General features: G+C 61.8%; 29 protein-coding genes. 14 read left to right on the plus strand and 15 right to left on the minus strand.

Annotation, left to right across the window (positions count from 1 at the left end; all coding sequences use genetic code 11):
- The first annotated feature begins 1 nt into the window (after position 1).
- Both DESPIGER_RS00710 and DESPIGER_RS00715 read left to right on the plus strand, forming a co-directional pair.
- On the plus strand, positions 2-943 hold the full coding sequence (locus DESPIGER_RS00710) for a DUF4037 domain-containing protein (RefSeq protein ID WP_231927594.1): 942 nt from the start codon (positions 2-4) through the stop codon (positions 941-943).
- Positions 944-1,066: 123 nt separating this feature from the next.
- Positions 1,067-1,912, plus strand: a complete 846-nt coding sequence (locus DESPIGER_RS00715) for a tetratricopeptide repeat protein (protein ID WP_072331735.1) — start codon at positions 1,067-1,069, stop codon at positions 1,910-1,912.
- A gap of 234 nt (positions 1,913-2,146) precedes the next feature.
- On the opposite strand, the gene DESPIGER_RS00720 is transcribed toward DESPIGER_RS00715, so the two are convergent.
- Together DESPIGER_RS00720 and DESPIGER_RS00725 are read right to left on the minus strand one after the other, a co-directional pair.
- Positions 2,147-2,530 (minus strand): hypothetical protein, encoded by a 384-nt coding sequence (locus DESPIGER_RS00720; protein ID WP_072331738.1) that lies wholly within the window; start codon positions 2,528-2,530, stop codon positions 2,147-2,149.
- Positions 2,527-3,897, minus strand: coding sequence for a histidine-type phosphatase (locus DESPIGER_RS00725; RefSeq protein ID WP_072331741.1), 1,371 nt, complete (start codon positions 3,895-3,897; stop codon positions 2,527-2,529). The genes DESPIGER_RS00720 and DESPIGER_RS00725 overlap by 4 nt, the downstream gene beginning before the upstream one ends.
- Positions 3,898-4,157: 260 nt before the next feature.
- Here DESPIGER_RS00725 and argF point away from each other — a divergent pair, with 260 nt between their 5' ends.
- On the plus strand, positions 4,158-5,189 hold the full coding sequence (gene argF, locus DESPIGER_RS00730) for an ornithine carbamoyltransferase (protein WP_072331744.1): 1,032 nt from the start codon (positions 4,158-4,160) through the stop codon (positions 5,187-5,189).
- Between the two features lie 663 nt (positions 5,190-5,852).
- Here the strand turns inward: argF and DESPIGER_RS00740 are convergent.
- Genes DESPIGER_RS00740 through DESPIGER_RS00760 form a run of 5 tightly spaced genes read right to left on the minus strand, consistent with a single transcriptional unit; the run spans position 5,853 to position 8,436 of the window.
- The gene (locus DESPIGER_RS00740) at positions 5,853-6,176 is read right to left on the minus strand and encodes an HU family DNA-binding protein (protein ID WP_072331750.1); all 324 of its coding nucleotides are present in this window, start codon (positions 6,174-6,176) and stop codon (positions 5,853-5,855) included.
- Positions 6,173-6,511, minus strand: a complete 339-nt coding sequence (locus tag DESPIGER_RS00745; RefSeq protein WP_072331753.1) for a Mor transcription activator family protein — start codon at positions 6,509-6,511, stop codon at positions 6,173-6,175. The genes DESPIGER_RS00740 and DESPIGER_RS00745 overlap by 4 nt, the downstream gene beginning before the upstream one ends.
- Positions 6,492-6,995: a regulatory protein GemA gene (locus tag DESPIGER_RS00750; RefSeq protein WP_072331756.1), complete on the minus strand. Its 504-nt coding sequence runs from the start codon at positions 6,993-6,995 to the stop codon at positions 6,492-6,494. The genes DESPIGER_RS00745 and DESPIGER_RS00750 overlap by 20 nt, the downstream gene beginning before the upstream one ends.
- A gap of 9 nt (positions 6,996-7,004) precedes the next feature.
- Positions 7,005-7,526, minus strand: a complete 522-nt coding sequence (locus DESPIGER_RS00755; protein WP_072331759.1) for a host-nuclease inhibitor Gam family protein — start codon at positions 7,524-7,526, stop codon at positions 7,005-7,007.
- Positions 7,527-7,542: 16 nt separating this feature from the next.
- Positions 7,543-8,436 (minus strand): ExeA family protein, encoded by an 894-nt coding sequence (locus tag DESPIGER_RS00760; RefSeq protein ID WP_162273842.1) that lies wholly within the window; start codon positions 8,434-8,436, stop codon positions 7,543-7,545.
- On the opposite strand from DESPIGER_RS00760, the gene DESPIGER_RS13050 reads away from it, so the two are divergent.
- Positions 8,416-8,709 (plus strand): hypothetical protein, encoded by a 294-nt coding sequence (locus tag DESPIGER_RS13050; RefSeq protein WP_162273843.1) that lies wholly within the window; start codon positions 8,416-8,418, stop codon positions 8,707-8,709. The genes DESPIGER_RS00760 and DESPIGER_RS13050 overlap by 21 nt on opposite strands.
- On the opposite strand, the gene DESPIGER_RS00765 is transcribed toward DESPIGER_RS13050, so the two are convergent.
- Genes DESPIGER_RS00765 through DESPIGER_RS00795 form a run of 7 tightly spaced genes read right to left on the minus strand, consistent with a single transcriptional unit; the run spans position 8,706 to position 13,594 of the window.
- A complete protein-coding gene (locus tag DESPIGER_RS00765) occupies positions 8,706-10,511 on the minus strand; it encodes a DDE-type integrase/transposase/recombinase (protein ID WP_072331765.1) in 1,806 nt (601 codons plus the stop codon). The genes DESPIGER_RS13050 and DESPIGER_RS00765 overlap by 4 nt on opposite strands.
- Positions 10,512-10,524: 13 nt before the next feature.
- Positions 10,525-11,535 carry a hypothetical protein gene (locus tag DESPIGER_RS00770; RefSeq protein WP_072331768.1) on the minus strand — a complete coding sequence of 337 codons (1,011 nt, stop codon included), beginning with the start codon at positions 11,533-11,535 and terminating at the stop codon, positions 10,525-10,527.
- A 9-nt stretch (positions 11,536-11,544) separates the two neighbouring features.
- Positions 11,545-11,859: an HTH domain-containing protein gene (locus DESPIGER_RS00775; protein ID WP_072331771.1), complete on the minus strand. Its 315-nt coding sequence runs from the start codon at positions 11,857-11,859 to the stop codon at positions 11,545-11,547.
- Complete coding sequence (locus DESPIGER_RS00780; protein WP_072331774.1) at positions 11,856-12,581, minus strand: DUF1937 family protein; 726 nt, start codon at positions 12,579-12,581, stop codon at positions 11,856-11,858. Before DESPIGER_RS00780 ends, DESPIGER_RS00775 begins: the two co-directional genes overlap by 4 nt.
- A gap of 3 nt (positions 12,582-12,584) precedes the next feature.
- Positions 12,585-13,091, minus strand: coding sequence for a hypothetical protein (locus tag DESPIGER_RS00785; protein ID WP_072331776.1), 507 nt, complete (start codon positions 13,089-13,091; stop codon positions 12,585-12,587).
- Positions 13,092-13,100: 9 nt separating this feature from the next.
- Positions 13,101-13,376 carry a hypothetical protein gene (locus DESPIGER_RS00790; protein WP_072331779.1) on the minus strand — a complete coding sequence of 92 codons (276 nt, stop codon included), beginning with the start codon at positions 13,374-13,376 and terminating at the stop codon, positions 13,101-13,103.
- On the minus strand, positions 13,373-13,594 hold the full coding sequence (locus DESPIGER_RS00795; protein WP_072331782.1) for a DNA-binding protein: 222 nt from the start codon (positions 13,592-13,594) through the stop codon (positions 13,373-13,375). Before DESPIGER_RS00795 ends, DESPIGER_RS00790 begins: the two co-directional genes overlap by 4 nt.
- A 252-nt stretch (positions 13,595-13,846) precedes the next feature.
- Here DESPIGER_RS00795 and DESPIGER_RS00800 point away from each other — a divergent pair, with 252 nt between their 5' ends.
- Both DESPIGER_RS00800 and DESPIGER_RS00805 read left to right on the plus strand, forming a co-directional pair.
- Positions 13,847-14,299: a DUF2441 domain-containing protein gene (locus tag DESPIGER_RS00800; protein WP_072331784.1), complete on the plus strand. Its 453-nt coding sequence runs from the start codon at positions 13,847-13,849 to the stop codon at positions 14,297-14,299.
- Between the two features lie 442 nt (positions 14,300-14,741).
- Entirely contained in the window at positions 14,742-15,281 is a 540-nt protein-coding gene (locus DESPIGER_RS00805) for a helix-turn-helix domain-containing protein (RefSeq protein WP_072331787.1), read from the plus strand.
- A 35-nt stretch (positions 15,282-15,316) separates the two neighbouring features.
- Here the strand turns inward: DESPIGER_RS00805 and DESPIGER_RS00810 are convergent, their stop codons facing one another.
- A complete protein-coding gene (locus DESPIGER_RS00810) occupies positions 15,317-15,556 on the minus strand; it encodes a hypothetical protein (RefSeq protein WP_072331789.1) in 240 nt (79 codons plus the stop codon).
- 58 nt (positions 15,557-15,614) lie between these two features.
- Between DESPIGER_RS00810 and DESPIGER_RS00815 the strand changes: the two genes are divergently transcribed.
- From DESPIGER_RS00815 to DESPIGER_RS12580, 8 genes are all read left to right on the plus strand, one after another.
- Positions 15,615-16,316: a thermonuclease family protein gene (locus DESPIGER_RS00815; protein WP_072331792.1), complete on the plus strand. Its 702-nt coding sequence runs from the start codon at positions 15,615-15,617 to the stop codon at positions 16,314-16,316.
- A gap of 90 nt (positions 16,317-16,406) precedes the next feature.
- The gene (locus DESPIGER_RS00820) at positions 16,407-16,871 is read left to right on the plus strand and encodes an ImmA/IrrE family metallo-endopeptidase (protein ID WP_072331795.1); all 465 of its coding nucleotides are present in this window, start codon (positions 16,407-16,409) and stop codon (positions 16,869-16,871) included.
- A 3-nt stretch (positions 16,872-16,874) separates the two neighbouring features.
- On the plus strand, positions 16,875-17,282 hold the full coding sequence (locus DESPIGER_RS00825) for a hypothetical protein (protein WP_156831597.1): 408 nt from the start codon (positions 16,875-16,877) through the stop codon (positions 17,280-17,282).
- A gap of 142 nt (positions 17,283-17,424) precedes the next feature.
- A complete protein-coding gene (locus DESPIGER_RS00830; RefSeq protein ID WP_072331802.1) occupies positions 17,425-17,757 on the plus strand; it encodes a hypothetical protein in 333 nt (110 codons plus the stop codon).
- Complete coding sequence (locus DESPIGER_RS00835) at positions 17,757-18,428, plus strand: hypothetical protein (protein ID WP_072331805.1); 672 nt, start codon at positions 17,757-17,759, stop codon at positions 18,426-18,428. The genes DESPIGER_RS00830 and DESPIGER_RS00835 overlap by 1 nt, the downstream gene beginning before the upstream one ends.
- Complete coding sequence (locus DESPIGER_RS00840) at positions 18,425-18,799, plus strand: hypothetical protein (protein WP_072331808.1); 375 nt, start codon at positions 18,425-18,427, stop codon at positions 18,797-18,799. The genes DESPIGER_RS00835 and DESPIGER_RS00840 overlap by 4 nt, the downstream gene beginning before the upstream one ends.
- Positions 18,747-19,040: a hypothetical protein gene (locus DESPIGER_RS00845; RefSeq protein ID WP_072331811.1), complete on the plus strand. Its 294-nt coding sequence runs from the start codon at positions 18,747-18,749 to the stop codon at positions 19,038-19,040. Before DESPIGER_RS00840 ends, DESPIGER_RS00845 begins: the two co-directional genes overlap by 53 nt.
- Positions 19,024-19,404 carry a DUF2730 family protein gene (locus DESPIGER_RS12580; RefSeq protein ID WP_162273845.1) on the plus strand — a complete coding sequence of 127 codons (381 nt, stop codon included), beginning with the start codon at positions 19,024-19,026 and terminating at the stop codon, positions 19,402-19,404. The genes DESPIGER_RS00845 and DESPIGER_RS12580 overlap by 17 nt, the downstream gene beginning before the upstream one ends.
- Positions 19,405-19,407: the final 3 nt, after the last annotated feature.

Genomic DNA, 19,407 nt, shown 5'->3' on the forward strand with positions numbered 1-19,407 from the left:
CATGATGCACGGACTGGAACTTTCCCGGCGTTATTTCGAGGCCTGCCTGCCCCTGCTGCAGGAACAGGCGGGCGACATCCTGCCCCTGTGCGCCGTGGGGCTGGCGGGGGAGGGCTCGGAATGCCTGGGTTTTGACGATGCCACGTCCCGGGATCACGACTGGGGGCCGGGCTTCTGCCTCTGGCTTTCGCGGGAAGACCTGGCCCGGCACGGGCAGCGGCTGGAAGACGTCCTGCGTCTGCTGCCCGGGACCTTCGGGGGCTTTCCCTGCCGCATGGCGCCGGAACGGCGCAGGGGGCGGACAGGGCCCCTGGCCCTGGAGGATTTTTATGCCCGCTTCACCGGCCGGGACACGCCCCCGTCCCACTGGCGCCACTGGCTGGGCATGAAGGAATGGGGCCTGGCCACCTGCACCAGTGGTGAGGTCTTTTTCGACGGGCCCGGCCGTTTCAGTGCCTGGCGCGCGACCCTGCTGGACTATTTTCCCCGTGACCTGCACCTGAAAAAGATGGCCACGCGCTGCATGCAGATGGCGCAGGCCGGCCAGTACAACCTGCCGCGCTGCCTTGGGCGGGGGGACGGCATCGGCGCCATGCTGGCCCTGGGGCGTTTCAGCGAGGCGGCCCTTTCCCTGGCCTGCCTGCTGAACCGGCGCTATCTGCCCTTCTACAAATGGGCCTGGCGTACCGTGCAGGGCCTGCCCCGTCTGGGCGCCGATATGTGCACGGCCCTGCAGCAGGCGGCAGCGGCCCCGTTGACGACCGGGGCCGGGGGGCAGCAGGCCGTGGCGGCCGTGGAAGACATCTGCGCCCTTGTGGCCGCGGAGCTGCGGCATCAGGGGCTGAGTGACGAACAGGACAACTGGCTGTGGCTGCACGGGCCCCTGGTGATGCGGCAGGTACGCACGGTGGAGATCCTGCGCATGGACCTGCTGCGGGATTGAGGGGCGGGCGCAGCCGGGATGACGGACGGTTGCGACCGGCTGCCCGTTTTGGCAACATGGGGCCAGCATGGCCGGACGTACACGCACACAGCCCGGCAGAAGAGATATGTCAGGAGGGCAAACATGGATGCGAAAAGCTGGATCCAGGAGATCCGTGCCGCCGGCAGGCTGATGGCTGCCGGAGACCTTGCCGGTGCCGAAAGCCGGTATCGCCAGTTGCTGGACAAGGGGACGGACGATCCCCTGCACAAGGCCCTGGCCCTGGACGGGCTGGGGCGTGCCGTTTTCGAACAGGGCCGCCAGGCCGAAGCCATCGAAGCCATCGAGGCGGCCGTGAGCCTGCTGCGCGAGCGGCAGGGAGCGCAGGATCCCGCCACCTGCGGCGCCCTGCAGAACCTGGGGCGCCTGTACCTTGCTGCCGGACAGGTGGAAAAAAGCATCGCCGTGAGCCGCGAAGCCGTGGACGGTCTGCGCGCCGCCTTTGGGGAAGACCATCCGCTGGTGGCCGGGGCACTGCTGCGCCTTTCGGCCTGCCTGTACATGCAGCGGGATCTGGACGGCGCCGAGGAGCTGCTGCTCAAGGCCAGGGACGTGTTCGAGAAGCAGCCGGGAAACGAGTCCCGCATGGATGTCTCCACCTGCCTGAACAATCTGGGGCGCATCCGCGAAGAACGCGGCGATCTTGAGCAGGGCATCGCCCTGCATCGCCAGGCCGCGGCCATCCGCAAGGGGCTGCTGGGCGACCATACGGAAACGGCCTTCTCCCTGGGCAACCTGGGCGTGGCCCTGGCGACGGCCGGTCAGTGGCAGGAAGCTGTGGATACCCTGCAGGAAGCCCTGGACTGCTATGCCCGCGCCGGGCACACCAGCGGGCCGGACATCGAAGGCTACCGCAAGAATCTTGAGATCTGCCGCCATGCCCTGAAGATGGTGGCGCCGGGGACGGCCCCCCAGGTCAGCGACGACTAAACGTCCCCATATTGACGACATAAAACGGCAACGGGGAGATGCTTCACGGCATTTCCCCGTTTTTTGTACAGGAAGGAGAGGTTTCGTCGACAAGACTGGCAGTTGCGCCAGCCTGGCAGGACATGATGGTGCAGGGCCGGTGGTCTCGGCGCGGCGGGATGGAAGATGGCTCCAGGGGCTCCGGGGCTTCGGCGGATATCTGTCGCTCCGGCGGATGGCTTGTCCGGCCGGGTCTCAGCGACGGCGCAGGGCGAGGGCCAGCACGAGGATGACCAGGGCCAGGCCACCGGTGGCCACGGGCAGGGCCTCCAGGGCATCCAGGCTGTCACCGTACTGCTGCCGGACCAGCCCGGCCCCGGCAAAGATGATCCCGGCAAGGATGGCCTTGAGGCCCACGCCGCGCCACTGGCGCCGGCGCAGGGCCGTCCGGCTCCGGTGGAGGCTGTCGCCATGACGTGCCTCGTAGGCGGTCAGATCAAGGCCGCGGCGGGCCAGCTCCGCATCGAAGAGCGCACGGGCCTGCTCGGTCAGCTTGTGGCGCTCCAGTGCGCACAGGCTTGCGTCATCCAGTTCGGCATAGCGCTGCCGCAGCAAGGTCTTTTTTTCGTCGTTGGTCATGGCTGTACGGGAAGGACGGGTGCCGGGGCCTGCGAAGAGACCATTTCAGGCAGGAAAGTGATGCGCGGCAGGCCCCGGCCTTCCAGCGCGCCGCGGACACGCTGTTCAAAACGTTCTCTGCCCATGACCGGGCCGTCCTCCTGGCCGTCGAGCGTGACATGGGCTTCCAGCAGGGCCGGGCCGAAGCTGTCCGGGGCCGTCTGGTAGCCGCCGGCCGTGGTGACGCTCAGCGGGGCATGCATGAAATCAAGACTCTGCAGGAAGACCCGGAAGCGTACCTCGCTGGCGTTGCCGGGGCCTTCCCACAGCTCCATGGCCAGGACGGTACCGGGGGGCAGGGCGTTGGGCGGGAAGCCCGAAGCCTGCCAGTCGATGCCCAGCAGGGCGCCGACGGCGGCCAGATTGTTGTCGTTGCCTACAAACACGGCGCACCGGGCCTCGTTGAGGCGCGGGTCGGCATGCTGGCTGTAGAGGGCAAGGGCCATGTCCCGCAGCAGGGGGCCGCCGTAGATGCCCGCGACCAGCGGCGTGCGGTGCAGGGCGTTGAAGATCTCGCTGCGGATGGGCAGGAGCTTGCGCAGGGCCGCGGCGTTGGCCTGGCCCCAGGCGGCATCCTGCTGCGGCCATTGGGCGTATTCCTGCACCAGCCGGTCCACCAGGAGCGATCCCAGGCCGAGGCCGCCCCGTATCTCCACACGGCGGCCCATGTCCATGATGGAGATGGTGGGCACCATGTCGGACAGGCGGCAGCCGCCGGGCAGGTTGATGCTGTTGCAGACCTCCGCCGTCAGGGGGCCTGTGAGCTGGTCCAGCAGGGACATGGGTTCGCCCAGGCTTTCCCAGAACTGGGAGAAGTCCCCGTTGATATGGTCCAGCACGGCCAGGGCCGTTTCGGCCGGGTCGAAGATGGCAAGACCGGCCTGGACGGGCTCGAAGAGAGGGTCGGGATCCAGGTTCAGCACGGCATAGGCGGGCAGGGTGCCCGGCGTCAGGCCCCGCAACAGGGCCTCGGCACTGCCGCGGCTGCGCGGGGTGTTGTCGGCGCGCACGAACACCCGGGATTCGGTCTTTTGCGCCGGCAGCAGACCGGCCTGAAGGTACAGGGCACGCAGGGAGGCCCACTGGGCCGTCAGCAGCCGGGCGCCGCGCGGCGAGAGCTGACCGGGCCCCACCGGCCATTGCGGCCAGGCTTTGCCGGTGATCCGGGGCAGCTGGTTGTCGTCGGCCGGAGCCGCGACACCGTGACGCGTCAGCATGACGACCTTGCTGAGCTGGCAGGCGGATGGGGCAGCAGACACCGGACAGGGCATCAGGCCTAGGAGCAGGGCCAGGGCGAGCAGTCCGGCGAGGCATGTCCAGGTTCGCATGGGGATCTCCTTTCTTGATGGCAGCATAAGCGCAAACGGTGCCGGGGGCAACGTCTCCGCGCCGGTGTATCCGCATCCTGTCCCGTGCGCGGACATGGCGTTCGTGTGACACGGCGTTCGGGCATGGACAAAGCGGCCCGGCGCTGCTAGATTCCTGCTTTCCGCCTGTAGAGGAAAACGGCCTGCGGACAGGCCGGCAGCCGCCGGGCGGCACGGGCGGAGAGAGTTTCAGCAACGACCCGGGAAGGGTGGAGCATGGTATGAGCAGACTGACCAATCGAGATTTTTTGAAGGAAACGGACTTTACTTCCGAAGACCTGATCTACCTGCTGGATCTGGCCGCCGCACTGAAAAAAGCCAAGCAGGAAAAGCGCGAGCCCAAGTTCCTGCTGGACAAGAATATCGTGCTGCTGTTTGAAAAAGATTCCACCCGGACCCGTTGCTCCTTTGAGGTGGCGGCCCATGACCAGGGTGCCCATACCACCTATCTGGGCCCTTCCGGCTCCCAGATCGGCAAAAAGGAATCCATGGCCGATACGGCCCGCGTGCTGGCCGGCTTCTATGACGGCATCGAATACCGCGGCTTCGGCCAGAGCATCGTGGAAGAACTGGCCCGCTATGCCAGCGTGCCGGTGTGGAACGGCCTGACCAACGAATGGCACCCCACCCAGATCCTGGCGGACTTTCTGACCATGCGCGAGCATTGCGACAAGCCCTACAAGGACCAGACCCTGGCCTATATCGGGGATGCCCGGTACAATATGGGCAATTCCCTGATGATCGCCTCGGCCATGCTGGGCCTGGATTTCCGCAGCGTGGCGCCCCGGGCCCTGTGGACCTCCGACGAGATCTACGGGCAGGCCTGCGCCATCGCCGAACGGACCGGTGCCCGCATCACCCGCACGGAAGATGCGGACAACGGCGTCAGGGGCTGCGACTTCCTGTATTCCGACGTCTGGGTCTCCATGGGCGAGCCGGAAGATGTCTGGCAGGAACGCATCAACCTGCTGACCCCTTACCGTATCGATGCCGAGATGATGCGCAGGACCGGCAACGAGCGCTGTGCCTTCCTGCACTGCCTGCCCAGCTTCCACAACCGCGACACCATCATCGGCGAGAAGATGTACCAGCGTTTCGGTCTGGAATGCATGGAAGTGAGCGACGAAGTCTTCGAATCGCCCAACAGCCTCGTGTTTGCCGAAGCCGCCAACCGCATGCATACCATCAAGGCCGTCATGGTGGCCACGCTGGCCGACGTGCCGGATGATTTCGTGAAGCAGGGCAGCCTGTAGGCCGCACGCTACCGGCCCGGCGCCTTCCTGCCGCCATATGATGAGCCCCTTTTTTCCGAAAGGGGCGTGGATGGCGGACCCGGCTAGCGGCCGAACAACGCTTTGGCCAACCAAAAGAGCGTGTATCCGCCAGGGATGCACGCTCTTTTATTTATGGGCTTTAGCCTGTTGAGCGCCTGACAGGCGCGAAACAAAAAATGATTCATAGCGTAATAACCGAGGGGATAAAAGTGGGATAACCAGGGATGAGCCGGGATATACCGGGAAGACACTTTGCAATTTTATTGCGTGGGATGAAAATAGAAGGGGAGGCAAAAGCCTCCCTTTTTCGTCTTTGCAAAGCAGGTCACTGTACGTTCTTAGATGGGATTCGCGTCTGGCCGAAGAGTCTCTTCAGGCTGTCGGCACATCATGGGTCTGGGGCCGTAGGGGGTGTTCTCCCACATCTGGGTAAGCCCACCGTAGGATCGTTGACTGTACTCTTCTTCCATCGCGAGATACCGGTATCCTTCGACACAGATCGTCCGAAATTTGGATGCAGGTCTCCCGCCCTCGTATTCGGCATCAAGCTGCTGCATCCGCACCTCTTCGCATCCAGAGAGCGATCCGGCCAGTACCAGCAGGGCTATCACCAGTACCCGCATGAGGCCGTCCATCCCCATGTTACTCGATCCTCCCGAGCAGCTTTTTCCCGGCATTGAACGTCACACCACGCTTGGGTGGAAGGGACATAGGCTCGCCTGTACGCGGGTTACGCCCCATGCGGGCGGCCCGTGCTTTTACCTTCAGGCGGCCGATGCCCGGCAGCGTCACGTCATCCCCGGCAGCCAGTCGTGCAGCGCAGGCTTCGGCCAGAGCATCCAGGACAACTTCCACGTCCACGGCGTGGAGATCGCGGGCGTCTTCCTCGCGTGTGATGCGCAGCACGTCCTTGATCAGTTCCGCCTTGGTGGCCAGATGGGGGCGCTGTGTCTGTTCCTGACTCATTGATCTTCCTCCTGTAACAAAACCCCGGGCAAGACGCCCTGACGTAGGCGCCGCCGGGAACGTTCCGCGCGGATGACCTGATAAAGCGTCGATTCGCTCAATTTGTACCGCGCACGCAATTCCAGAACATTGTCGCCGGTGTATTCGTCAAAAATCCTGGCATCCCGGCGAGCCTTGTCCTTCGGCAAATAGATTTGCTCGCCCCCGAACTCCAACGCGATGCGCGTGGTGACCCGGCGGGCGAGCGTGGTGGTGCCATTCGCGAGCTCTTCCTCGATGATGGCCTCTATCTGATTCAGCAGGTCTGAGCCGCGGTTAGTGCCGGACCTCGCCACAACCGCCTCCGATTATGGGAAGTCCGTCCAGCATGGGCGGCGCATCCTGCTCCTTCAGGACCGACAGGCAAATTTCTCGTTTCCGGGGATCGTCGCAGCGGTCGAGCCACCGTTTCAGGGTCTCGATAACAAGGGAGAGCTGCTTTGTGCTGGCGTCCGCCAGGCCACCCCCTGTGATACGGCGCACATAGGTGCCGAGGGCCTTCTCGGATCTGTCCCGGACGATGCCGCAATCGGCCATGGTCAGCCAGAGGGCGCGGATTTTCTTCGCCTGCGGATCATCCACAAGGCGGGCGCCCTTATGGATGGCCTGGGGTGCGAAGCCGCGCCGCTTCAGTTCTTCCATAACGCGCCATTGCTCGCGGGCGTTTGTGTCCCGCAGAGAGTTTTTTCCGATCGTATCGACCAGAAACATACGGTAGGTTTCATCATCCATGCCGAGCCGTGCCTTGGCCATGTGGATCATGCCGATCAGCTTGCTCATGTCGTCCCCCTATGTCCGGTTTCCTTCCAGCTCTGTTTCGTTGAGCTCGTAGAAAAAGCCGTCTTCCTGCACCAGCTTGCAGCCCACATCCGCCAGCGTGTTGGGGCCAAGGGTGCGCAGGGCTTCCTTGTCCACTTCTTCCTTGATGCGGATGCAGTTGGTCATGCCACGCTCCTTGAGAACGCCCAGCACCCGTTCCCAAGTCATTTTTTTGATGGTCCGCAGGCTGGACGAGACTCTGAAACCGATGATGCCGAAAGTCAGCTCGCGGGACTTGCGGCCCTTGAACAACTCTTCCCGCCGGGCCAGTGCGAACTGCATAAGCGCCTGCTCGCGAGCTTCGATGTCTTTTTTCAGCGGTTCACAGCGGGCGGCGCATTCTGTTTTCAGTTTGTCCACGTCTTCCTTGAGGGCGATCTCATGCAGACTGATCTGACGCTTGCGGGCGGCTATTTCGGCCAGGATGGCGTCGGCGTCTTCCACGGTGTTCACAACAGGGATATTGAGGACAGGTTTCACACGCTTCGTCATGGTTTTTCTCCTTATTCTACGGCTGTACCTGCCGCACGATATCGGCGTCGACGAGGTCAAAGCCAAGTTCCGCCGCCAGATTCATGGCAGCTATGGCAAAATTGCTGATGGCCAGCGGGTAGCCAAGATATACTCCGGCGGAATTGAGCCCGCGTGCCACGATCAGCTGGTCATGCAGTTCCTCGATCCCGTCCGGGGAAAAAACATCCTCCAGGCAGGCGCCCGCCCTTTGGAAGCGGAAGGCGAGAAAGTCCCCGGGCTGCTTGATGGGCGGCAGCTCCACCACATCGCAGCGTTGCACCACCTCGCGCACGTCGCTCTGGGTGCTGGAGAGCTTGTCCCTGAGTTCGGTCTGCCCGATGAGGATGATGGACAGCAGGCGGCGCATGCCGTCCTTGAGTTCCCAGAATCGCTTGAGGGCCTTCAAGGTGTGCATGTGCAAGTCGTGGGCTTCTTCGATGACGAGGCAGTGCCGGAAGCCCGCACGGCTGGATTCCACCAGCACCTTGTGCAGCTTGCGGGCGCGCATCTCCGGGCTGGACGGCACGCTGGTGCCGGGCGAGACGGTGGAGATGATGGCCTCGGCGATGTGCGGGGCGCGCAGCGGCTTCCCGTTCTTTTCCGATTCCGCCATGCTCAGGGTGTACGGTTCCACCACGATGACGGATTCCCCGTTGAGGCGCAGACGCTCCACCAGTTCCTCGCGCAGCGTGGACTTGCCGGAGCCGGATTCACCAACCACGGCCAGGAAATTGCCGTTGACCGCGGCATCGTGCATGGTCTCACGCACAAAGCGGCTGTCCGGGTTCAGGTAGACATCCTCCACGCCTTGCGGATCTGCGAAGGGATCGCGCAGCAATTTGAAGTGCTGGCGGGTGGACATCTTGAGGTGCTGTTTGCGGATGATCATATCGTTTTCCTCTTGGCTGCTTTCGCCATTCTTTTTTTTTGCGTCCGTTTCTTCGTCTCTGAGCGCCCATTCCGCATCCAGACCGTTCGCGCCCGATTCTTCCAGCAGGGAGATCAGCGCATTCTTAAGTCCGGTCCAGTCTGTTTTGGGCGGCAGCCCCTTGCGCAACAATATATTGATGGTCGCGGGGCTCACATCGCAGGCGGCCGCCGCCTGCCGCTGACTGATTTTGTGGACGGCAAACAGATTTCTGAGCGCCGCCGGATCTGTTAATTGGCGCATGCCCGTCCCCCTTCAAAGCGGATTACGGTCGCGGGACGCGGTGCGAAGCGCTCCTGAATGGCCCCGGCCAGCTCTTCCAGCGCCCCTTCCGGCACCTGCACGGGGAAGCGCTTGCGCACCAATGCCATGCAGGCAGCCGGATCAGCGCTCCATACCTCGCCGCACAGAGCCTTGAGGCGCTGCGCCGCCTGTGCGTGACTAAGCGGTATCGGCGCCGCCTGCGGTGTGTCCACGGGCAACGCTTCGCCCTTCCGGCGCAGGTATTGCGGGGCCTCCTTCACGTCCGCCATAATGTCCAGACCGGCATACGGCACACGGTTGCGGGCCTTATGGGCCTTTTCGGCCTCTTCAAGACTGTCCGTCCCGTAGGCGCGCATCTTGATTTCCTTGAGAGCCGTTTCCGCCGGGGTATCGGGCGCACGGCGGAAATTTTCACCGATGACCGGGGCTGTGATGTCACGCCCGGCCGCGTCCTTCTCGATGGGCCGGACCTCAAAGCGCAGCTCTTCGCCGCTCGGGAGCTCCTTGATGACCGTGATGGCCGGAGCCCGGAAGGGATTGAGGCGCACCACCACGCTGTCGCCCACGCACAGGCCGTGGTAACCCAGCTCGCGCAGGTCGTATTCATGCACCCCGCAAGCCCGGGTATCCACGCTGATGCGGAACTTGCCGTCGATCTTGCGGCGCACGTCCTGCCAGTGGGCGATGGCCTCCAGCACGGAGCGATCCACGGTCTTGAGCTGTCCGTCCGTAATGCCGATCCAGAGGTTGTTCCGGGGGCGTCCCGCACGTGTCAGAACGGCGTGGGCGTTGAAATGGCGTCGCCACGCATCCGCCTGTCGCTGGAGCTCTTCAATGGACGGCGTCTCCATGAAGCGCAGCCGGGACTCAAACCCCTTTTCTACCAGATTTTGCAGGCATTCCACCGTGCCCTTAGCGCGGGGATTGCCTGCTTCATGCGTCAGGGGGATGACACCAAGGTTGTCGAGAAAGTCCCGCACAAGGGAGGAAAGGTTGCCGCTGCCCTTGTCCATGAGCAGCTGAACAGGGACGCCGTGCAGAGGGTCTCTTTCGCCACGATCGCTTATCGCTTCCACCAGTGTCCTGATGACCCCTTGAGCGTCTTCTCCCTTGGCCTGTTCGTAGCGCAGGTAAAACGCGTCGCTGAAGTGATCCGCGACGATGTAACGGACGACCCTCTGCCCGGCGATCTCCACCAGTTTCCCGGGCTTGTCCTTGTTATAGATTTTTTCGTCCAGAAGACGCACACCGCCGCCCTTAAGGCGGTAGAGGACGCAGACAGATGCGTCGATCTCCCATGTGTGGTTGGGGTGCAGGCTGCGCAGCTCCGTGGCGGGACGCGCCGCTCCCAGCTGGTCAGGATGGCAGGCGTAGCGGCGCATGGCGCGGGAAAGTGTCGAAGCGCTGGGCATGATGACTTCTCCGGTCTCCGGGTTGACAATGCCGAGGCCGTTGGCGGCCAGACGCTCGCGGGCGGCCTTGATGGACGTGATCCGCTTGCCGGTCTGGCGCTCGCTCAAGTGGGAAAGTCCCCCGACAGCAAGTGCCAGCTCCCGGTCGACACAGGTCTCGCCCTTGTCCGCCCGCGTTTTGCGTCCGCTGCTCCAGCCCGTATGCTTTTTGAGAAGGGCGTACACGCTCTTTTTGCTCTTTCCCAGCGTGGCGGCGGCGCGTTCCATGATGCGGCCGCGCTCACCACCAACGGCGGGAGCCGCCGCAAGTTCCTTTGCCGTTTCGTGCAGAAAATCTTGCTGTGCGGGCGTGAGAGCCATAGCCGCCCCCCCTTTATTCCCTGTTGTCGTTCATGTCCGTCCCGTCGTCCTGCGGCAGCTCAAGGTATGCCCGCAAATCGACGTCGATCCCCGCGCCGAGAAGGGCCTCGGCCACGGAATTGGCCAGCACACTGACGCGCTTGTGTATCCACATGCAGGTTTCGTCCGTGGACCGTTCGTCCTGCATGACCGCGGCGCAGCGGGAAGCAAGGCCCATGACGGCCACGAACACGGCCTGACACTCGCTGTCCACATCGGCGCGTGCCTGCGCATTGGCCTCATTGCGTGCCGTGACCCTGTCGTCAGGGCTCATGCTGGTCAGCCGGGCCACCTGTTCTTCCAGGGCGTCCAGCTTTTCGCTTTTTTCCTTGCTGACCTTTTCCTTGGCCTGCATGTCGGCTTCCAGTTCTTTTCTGTCCGCCTTGGCCTTGGCCAGCTCCAGCCGAAGGTCAGCCAGCTTTTCCTTGACCTCTTCCGGGCCTTCGGCCGCGGCTACGTCATCCAGTATGGCCTGCCTCTCTTCCGGCGGCAGGGCCGCGATGCCGTTACGCAACAGGCGCAGGTCACGGTAGCCAAGGCCCAGCTTTTCCTGCATCTCCATAAAGTCCCCGCCGAACGCGGCGAGGCTCTGCAAATCTTCGTCGATCTTGCGTCTGCTGTAGCCGTGCGCGTTGCAGAACTCCTCCCAGGTAGTGACGGTCACGGTCTCGCCGCTGGCCCTGTCAGTGACGCGGGCGCCCTTGTAAGCCTTGCTGTCGCGGATCTGGGCGAACAGCTTGAGCATGGCCACGCGGTTGGCCGTCTCGTTGTACTGAAAGGCGGTGATCATGCCCGCCGCCTCGGCAACGCGCAGGCTTTGCGCAAGCTGCGCCTTGGGCATCACGGCGGTATCCTGCCGCAATTCATCCACATAGGCGCGGGTGGTCTGGTCACTCACGATGTCCGGCGTCGCGGGAGTCGGGCCGTCAATAGGACGGCGGCCACGGGCAGGGGCGGCGATGACGGGGGTATCCATATCTTTCATGTCGGGCTCCTAAAGATACTGTCTGGCCTTGGCCTGCACGCGGGCCGCGAACTGGTCACGCTGACGGGAAAGGTCGTCCATATACAGGGTGTACACTTGCATGAGGGCCGCCGGTTTCTCCGTGATGGCCCAGCGGTTCGTCTCCAGCCGTCGCACCCAGCCGGTACTTTCCAGCATGGCAAGATCCCGGCAAATGGTGCTGGGGCTGCATCCGAGGGCATCGGCGATCTCCTTGTTGGAAAAGCCGTCCAGCACCCGCTGGAAAAGCAGCTCCACGATCTTCAGGACACGGACGGGGGCCGCGTCGGTCGTCGGATGTCTCATATCCACCACCTCGGCTGCGCTACCAGCTCAAACGGCTGGGGCGCGTCATCGCTTGCCGCCATGCGCACCTGATTGAGCGGGATGCCCAGCTTGCGGGCATGAGCTATGGCGTCAGCCACGCCCTCGCTTTCACGCATCCCGTCAAGCAGCAGCACGACGAGGGCATCGCATGTTTCCAGCATCCGCAAAGAAGCCTCTTTCCAGAAAGGATAATCCGTAGGCAGGCCGCGATCCGCCGAGCAGGCGGCGTGCCGCATGGCCACCGGGCACATGACCCGCCAGCCGGAACGGGCGAACCACGCCGCGCACTGGCTGGCGATATCCGCACGGGCTGCCCGCTTGGGGGCCTCGGGATGATGGTAGGAGGTGACGACGCACAGAACGGCGGGGTGGTCATCCAGCGCCCAGGTGGCGTCGGCGAGGCCCACGTTTTCCACAAACCAGAGCTTGCCTTCATCCAGCCAGCTTTCCGGTACACGGCGCTCATGGGCATGGCCGCAGGCGGGGCAGTGCCAGCTCAAGGTCAGCTCAAACGCGGTGCTCTGATAATTGTCCCGCCGGGTGATCTCGCACACGGCCATGTCCGGGACGGCATGCGGGGACACAGGGGTGTAATGCGGGATGCTTGCCGCCTGCACAAGGCGGCCGGGCCAATCCTTCTTGAACCGGGGCGGTTCCACCTTGCGCCACTCGATGAGGGAATCAGGATTGCACAGGCGCATGGTCTACCTCGCAAAGCTGGTGGTCATGTCTTCCACCTTCAGAACGTGCGGCAGGCAAAGGTACTCGACGCGGAAGGAATGCACGCGGCCGGTCACGCCCTTCACAAAGATGATCGCCTCTCCAAAGGTGTCGGTCTCAAAGCGGGCAAGGCCGATCTCGGGCAGCCGGTCCGTAATGGCGAGGCCCGCCGCCTCTTCCGGGCTGGAGGCTTCCACCACGGGCGCGGTCTCCCAGGCGTCCTCGACGCCGTCACAGGCCTCTTCCGCAAGGCAGCGGTAGTCCTGCCCGGGCAGCGGCATCTCCATAACGTCTGGCCGCACCAGCCCGCCGATCTCGTCCGCGACACCGCGCAGGGTGGCGATGACGCGGCGCAGCGTATCCCACTGCTCCGTGGTCACATGGCCGGAAAAGGCGGCCAGTTCCGCGCAGGCGCTAAAAATGTCCTGGGCGGGGGTGGTGACGGGGGCTTGCGTTTCCATAGCGGGGGTGATATCTGTCTTTTCATTCATATCGTTCACCTATTTGGTGGAGGCGGAGCTGTTGCTGGCTCCGCCTTTTTTGTTGTTAAAGGCTTCCTTGAAACACCGATCCATCAACCGTCTGTATTCTTGAAGTCTGGGCATAAACCGGGTCTTCCAGTACTGCCCTGCTCCATAGCGGGCGATTTTTTCCAGCTCTTTTTTCTCCTCTTCGGAGTCGAGAGCCCCGTCATTCGCCCCTGTGTCATAGCCAATCAAAAAGCCGTCGAAGAACGCCCCTTTGACGAATTTTTCCAGCTCCCGTTCCCTGCTCATGCCGTCCGCCTTTCGTCCGTCGGCTCACCTTCCTTGATGCCGAGCGCCACGGCGATGTCGTGCGCCACGCCGTAATTGCCCTTGGCGCGATCCCGCAACAGCTCCTGGACTACGCGGACGGGGAAATTGTTGGCTCGCGCCCATGCGGCGGCGGTGAGGCCCTGCGCTTGCAGCCACTCCCGCGCCTCGGCGCGTGTGCGCAGCTTCTTCTTTTTCATCGATAATCTCCTTTGTTGGTAAAGCCCGGATTATGCCGCTCCGGGCGGGCGTCCCGCATGGGCTTGCGGTATTCGCCGTTGCACGCTGCTCCGCGAGGTGAACGGAGGTCTACACGGTCGCGGTAGCCGGGGCTCAGGCCCTCGTGGGGCTCCGGCCCGCTTTGAGGTTTCCGGCTCCTCTGGTAAGATTGATGCTCACCTACTAAACCTCTTCCCACTCCCGGAACCGCTCCGGGAAAAGGAGCCGGAAATATGGAACTGTATCACTACTGTCCTGTGCCGCTTGAAAATGGATCCGTCATTACCCCCGGAAATTGGGGGCGCATCATACGTCAGTATCCTATGCCAGACAATTGTAATGCCATTGTCGTCAAGGAACTTCTTCTGGAGAACATTCGTTTACATCTATATCCCAGTTATCCAAGCAGACTTGATTGTGCTTATGTCTGCATTGGTGAAGAGAGTGCAAAAGAATTTAAAAGCCGAAGGAAACTTCATTTTTGTTACCATGTAGACCTTGTCTCTCCCTCTATGCCAAGCTTTCAAGGCTCATGGAAACACTTTGAAATGCCACCTGGATCCCTTGAGGATTGGCACCGTGCTGCAGAAAAATACTGGTCTACAAACTGGGCCACGGAGTCTCCCAATACGCTTGAGCTGCTGACCATGTCCTCCATCAGGATTCTCGGTAAGGTTAGCCTGTAAGGATCAGCTTTATTAGGAGGGGCTTGCCCCTCCTCCCTCAATCAAGAAACTTTGCATAAAGGCATATGTTGCAGGGATGATTGTGCATCTCGCATTTCCTGGCTTTCCTGTAGGGGCAGTCCTCAGATTGGGGATGTTGAGGCAAGATTTTTTCCGTCTTGCCAAGGCGGGAGGCGATGCTGCGCAGCGCACAATCCGCACAGATATGGCAGCGCCCGCCCATTCCGTTATTGGCCGTCACAGGCCCGCACTCCGCCTGCTCCCTGCCGCAAAAATCGCAGTAAATGTTACCCGTGGGACTGATCATCACGTTTCCCCTGTTCTTGTGCCGCGCTCGCCTTTCCTGTAGGGAGTGGGGAGGCGTTTAACGGCGTTGTTTATGGGAACAATTTATAGGAACAAAATAAGAACGTCAACATTTTTTCTTAAAAAAAGAACAAAAATGAGAACAAAAAATTCCGTTGGGGAACGAATCCGAAAGCTGCGGGGTATGAATACCCAAACAGAGTTTGCCAATCTTCTTGGGATTACCCAGCGCGCTGTTGTGAACTATGAGACCCAAGGGCGCATCCCTCGGGGCTCTATTTTAAAAAAAATTTGCAGCTGCTTTGGGGTCAGTGAAAAGTGGCTACTTACAGGATCAGACGAAGTGAACAATCCTACACAGCAAGAAGCCGCTGTCTGTTCCAAAATGGGCGACATGTCGCCCATTTCAAAACAAGAAAAAAGACAACTTGCTGATTTTATTGTTTCTGAGAAAAATAATTTGGGCGACACGTCGCCTATTTTGGATCTTCAGCAAAAGCTTCTTGAGGCTTTGCAAGAGCAAAATAACCTGCTCCGGGAGAATGCTCACTTGCGCCTTCAGCTGGAGCGCCGGGACATGCGCATCCGCGACCTGGAACGGGAGGTCGCCGAACTGCGGGAGGCGCGGAAGGGGCCTTCCGCTTATGGAGCTGGATTTGCGGGGAGTGCGGGTTAAGGTCTACGGAGTGCCCGAGAGGTAGTTTTTATGGATTATCGGGCAGTCAGCCAGAGTTCCGTGGCTGTCGTGATCGCATCCTGGGGGGATAAGGTCTGATCATGGGCCAGCAGGATGCAGGCCGCGAAAAAGATGGTATGGCGGTATTCCGGGTTATCTTGGCGAGCGCATAAGCTGGCAATTTGCCGTGCATCATCAAGGGCGTCGGCAGGTGTTATGTCCGGGATTGTAGCAAGAAAAAGGGACGCGGCGAGTATCAGGTCAGAACGAGACATTTATGGCTCCTTTACATACTCTCTCGGGCCGCGTCATAATGGCAGAGTGGAGGGAAATATGCTTAGGGTAACATTGGTGCTGGCATACCTGCTGCTGGCCGTTCCGGTATGGGCGGCTCAGGTCTTTGAAGGGAAGGTTGTGGGGATCAGTGACGGGGATACCATTACCGTCCTGACGGATCAGAAGCAGCAGATCAAAGTCCGCCTTTATGGCGTGGACTGCCCGGAAACGAAGCAGGCCTACGGCACTAGGGCGCGTCAGTTTACCAGCGACAAGGTCTTTGGAAAGCGCGTCCGTGTCGAGGTGGCTGATATGGATCACTATGGCCGGACGGTAGGTATCGTGACCGCCCCGGGCGGCTCCGTCCTGAACAGTGACCTTTTGGCGGGTGGTATGGCGTGGCTTTATACGGCGTATTGCAAAAAGCCGTTCTGCCGGGAATGGAAGAAGCTCGAAGAAGGGGCCAGGATCGCACACAAGGGCTTGTGGGCGGACACCGCCGTGCCGCCGTGGGAGTTTCGCAAGGCGGGCAGAAGCGGTGGGGGCAATTGGGGGAGCGTACAGGGTGCGCCGTCCACATCATCCGGTAAGAGCAGCTATGCCGTGTCGGGTGGCGGCTATTCCGGCAACACCAATTCCGGCATTTTTCATGCGTCGACCTGCCGCTATTACAACTGCAAGCGGTGTACGGCGCACTTTTCAAGCCGGGAGGCAGCTATCCAGGCGGGGTACAGGCCGTGCAAGGTATGCAGGCCGTAAGGCGGCGAATGGGCTTGATTGGCAAGGTTTTTTGCAATAAGATTGCATCTGATGCAAGAAAGTTGCAGCCAGCAAAACAGGAGAAGTCCTATGTCTTCCGCAATAGAAACCGCGAAGCGGACCCTGGAGCGGCATTGGGACAAGACCCTGCCGGTCAATCCATCCGCTATCGCCTACGCGATGGGCGCCAAGATTGTCTACGACCCGGATCTTTCCATAAGTGGATATTTTGATTTTCAGGACGACGGAAAGCCCGTCATCTACGTCAATCCACTCGATTCCTTTGTCAGACAACGTTTCACCATTTTTCATGAGCTTGGGCACTACGCCCTGGGCCATGGTCCCAGTGCCCGCGATCCCTCGCAAAATTACGACCGTCAGAACTATGATCTTTGTGAAGTCATGGCAAACCAGTTCGCGGCGGAGATGATCATGCCGAGTGACGTGGTATTCTTGTATGCCAACGGAGACTACTCGCTCGCTCAAATGGCACATTTGTTCAATGTGTCCGAGCAGGCGATGCGTATCCGCCTTGAGCGGCTGGGGATATTGTAGCGCATGGCACAAACTCCCGCAGATGATCCTTTAACCCAGGCGTTGCGGGGAGCGGACACCACAACGCTCCCGTCAGGCACGAAAAACAAGGCGCTGGAGGACGAGATGCTGGAGCATCATCGCCAGCGCCGACGTCACAAATCGGTTTTGTTCTGGGGAGCCTTGCTTGTTTGTGCCGCTCTTTTCAGCTTGTTTTGCTATGCCATGCTTTTTTCCGATTTGTCGTTAAGGTACTTGGAAAAGTCAGTATTTTCACTGATCCCGCTTACTTTGCTGGGAGCTGCTCCACTTCTTCTCCTGGTCAGCCTCTTCCGGTGTGTTTTTCGCCCATCAGGAAATGCTGATCTTTTAGACAAGAAAGACATGGAGGCGGTTAAGGATTTGGCCGCCATTATCAAAGCCGTGCGTTAATTCATCCAGGCCCGCCCACAAGCGGGCTTTTTTCATGCTCTCGTTTTCCTGAAATTCCACAATGCACCTCCAGGCCGTGCCGCGCTAGGGTAAGGCAATCGCCCCGCATAAGCCGGGCGCCACCCTAACCTCTGGAGGCGTCATGCCCACCACATCCACCCGCCGGCAGCGTATGCTGTCCACCCTGCGTCCTTTCTATGATTTTCGCGGTCTGTCCCTGCTGGCCCTGTGCGCCGTCATCGGCCTGGTGACGGACCCCGCCGCCACCCTGGGCCTGGCCGGATACCTGGCCTATGTCATCGGCATGGCCGGGGCCGCGATCATGCTGGCCAAGATCGCCATGCCCTACCTGGACGTTTCCGAGCACGCAGCCTCGGCCCTCAATGAAGGCAACGTGGCCAGCGCCCTGGTGGTGCTGGCGCGCTCCCTGCTCATCGTCGGCGTCCTGGTCTGCATCATGGCCTGGGGGAAGTGATGGCCGCCGGTTCCGCGTTGCTGGCCCTTCCCCTGCTGGCCCAGCTCTATCTGCCCATGCTCTATGAGGAGCACCTGACCTACACCCCTGACTTCTACGACCCGGCCATCTACGCCGGGCAGGTGGAGCAGGAGACGTGCTACGGTCTTGGCAGCAAACGCTGCTGGAATCCGCGCACCGAGCTGAAAACGTCCCGCGAGTACGGTTTCGGCCTGGGGCAGATCACCATTGCTTACGACAGCAAGGGCCGGGTGCGCTTCAGCAACTTTGAAGACGTGAAGAAGCTGCACAAGGACCTCAGGCACTGGCGCTGGGAAGACCGCTACGACCCGCGCCTCCAGCTGCGGGCGCTGGTCATCAAGAACCGCGCCAACTGGAACGCCCTCAAGGGCTGCGCCACGGACGAGGACAGGGCCGCCATGATGCTTTCCGCCTACAACGGTGGTCTGGGCGGCGTCCTGCAGGACAGGGCCTACTGTGGCCGCATCGCGGGCTGTGACCAGGGACGCTGGTTCGGCCATGTGGAGACCCATAGCCGCAAGTCCCGCAAGGGTATGGGCAAGGCCTATGCGGACAAGTCCCCCTACGGCATAAACCGCGCCTATGTGCGCAACGTCATGGGCGAAAAGCGGGAGCGCTACCGGGCGGCCCTGCAGGAGCTTGCACGATGATGTGGCTTCTCAAGCTGCTGCCCGGCAGCCTCCTGGAATGGCTGCTGCTGGTCTTTGTCCTGACCGCGGCCTTTGCCGCCGGGCTGGCCCGGGGCATGGATGCCCGGGAAGCCGAGCTGCTGCCCCGGCTGGAAGCTGTGAGCCGGGAGCGGGACGCCTGGCGTCTGACGGCCGCACAACGGCAGACAGGACTGGACGCCCAGACGGCCCTTGCCGATGCCTGCCTGAAGCGGGAGGCCGCGGCCCAGGCCGATGCCGCGGAACGCGAGGCCATCCTGGCCTTGCCTCCCGTCCCTCCCCATCCCACGGAGACCCTCCATGAAAATCCCCGTCGTGCGGCTGTGGCCCGTTATCTCAATCGTCCTCTGTAGCTGTGCGGCCCAGGCACCGTCCCCGCCGCCCGAGGTCCTTGCCCCGGCACATTGCCCGGCCCCGGCCGTTCCCCTGCTGCCGCAGCTCGATCCGGCGGCCCCCCTGGAAGGGGACGCCAACCTGGAGGCATTGCTGCACCGGGATGCCGTCATGCGCCGTTACATCGGCGGTCTGCGGGCGGCCCTGGACTGCTGGGAGGCCCAGACAGACAGCGGAGGGACGCATGGAAACCCTGATTGATCTTTCCAAGGCCTTCGGCTGGCTGGCGGCCATCATCGTCAATCTGCTCATCGCCTGGATCGTCTGGAGCCTGCACAAAAAATTTATGAACCGAGACGATTGCGAGGCCAACCGCAAGGCGGACAAGAAAGAACGGGAACACTTCATCCAGCTGCTGACCACCCACGAGCAGGCCGTGCGCGAGCTGAACCTGCGCGTGGACCAGATGCCGCCGCAAGGCTCGGTGCATGATCTGGAAGTGCGTCTGGAACGCATGGATGGCGAACAAAAGCGTCTGGCCGAGGAGATCAGCGGCCTGCGCGGCATAATGGAACGCGTGGAGCGGCAGGTGGACCTGCTGTTCCGCGGGCACATGAAGGATTGAACC

Origin of the sequence: Desulfovibrio piger (genome assembly GCF_900116045.1) — a bacterium.
Taxonomy (GTDB): domain Bacteria; phylum Desulfobacterota; class Desulfovibrionia; order Desulfovibrionales; family Desulfovibrionaceae; genus Desulfovibrio; species Desulfovibrio piger_A.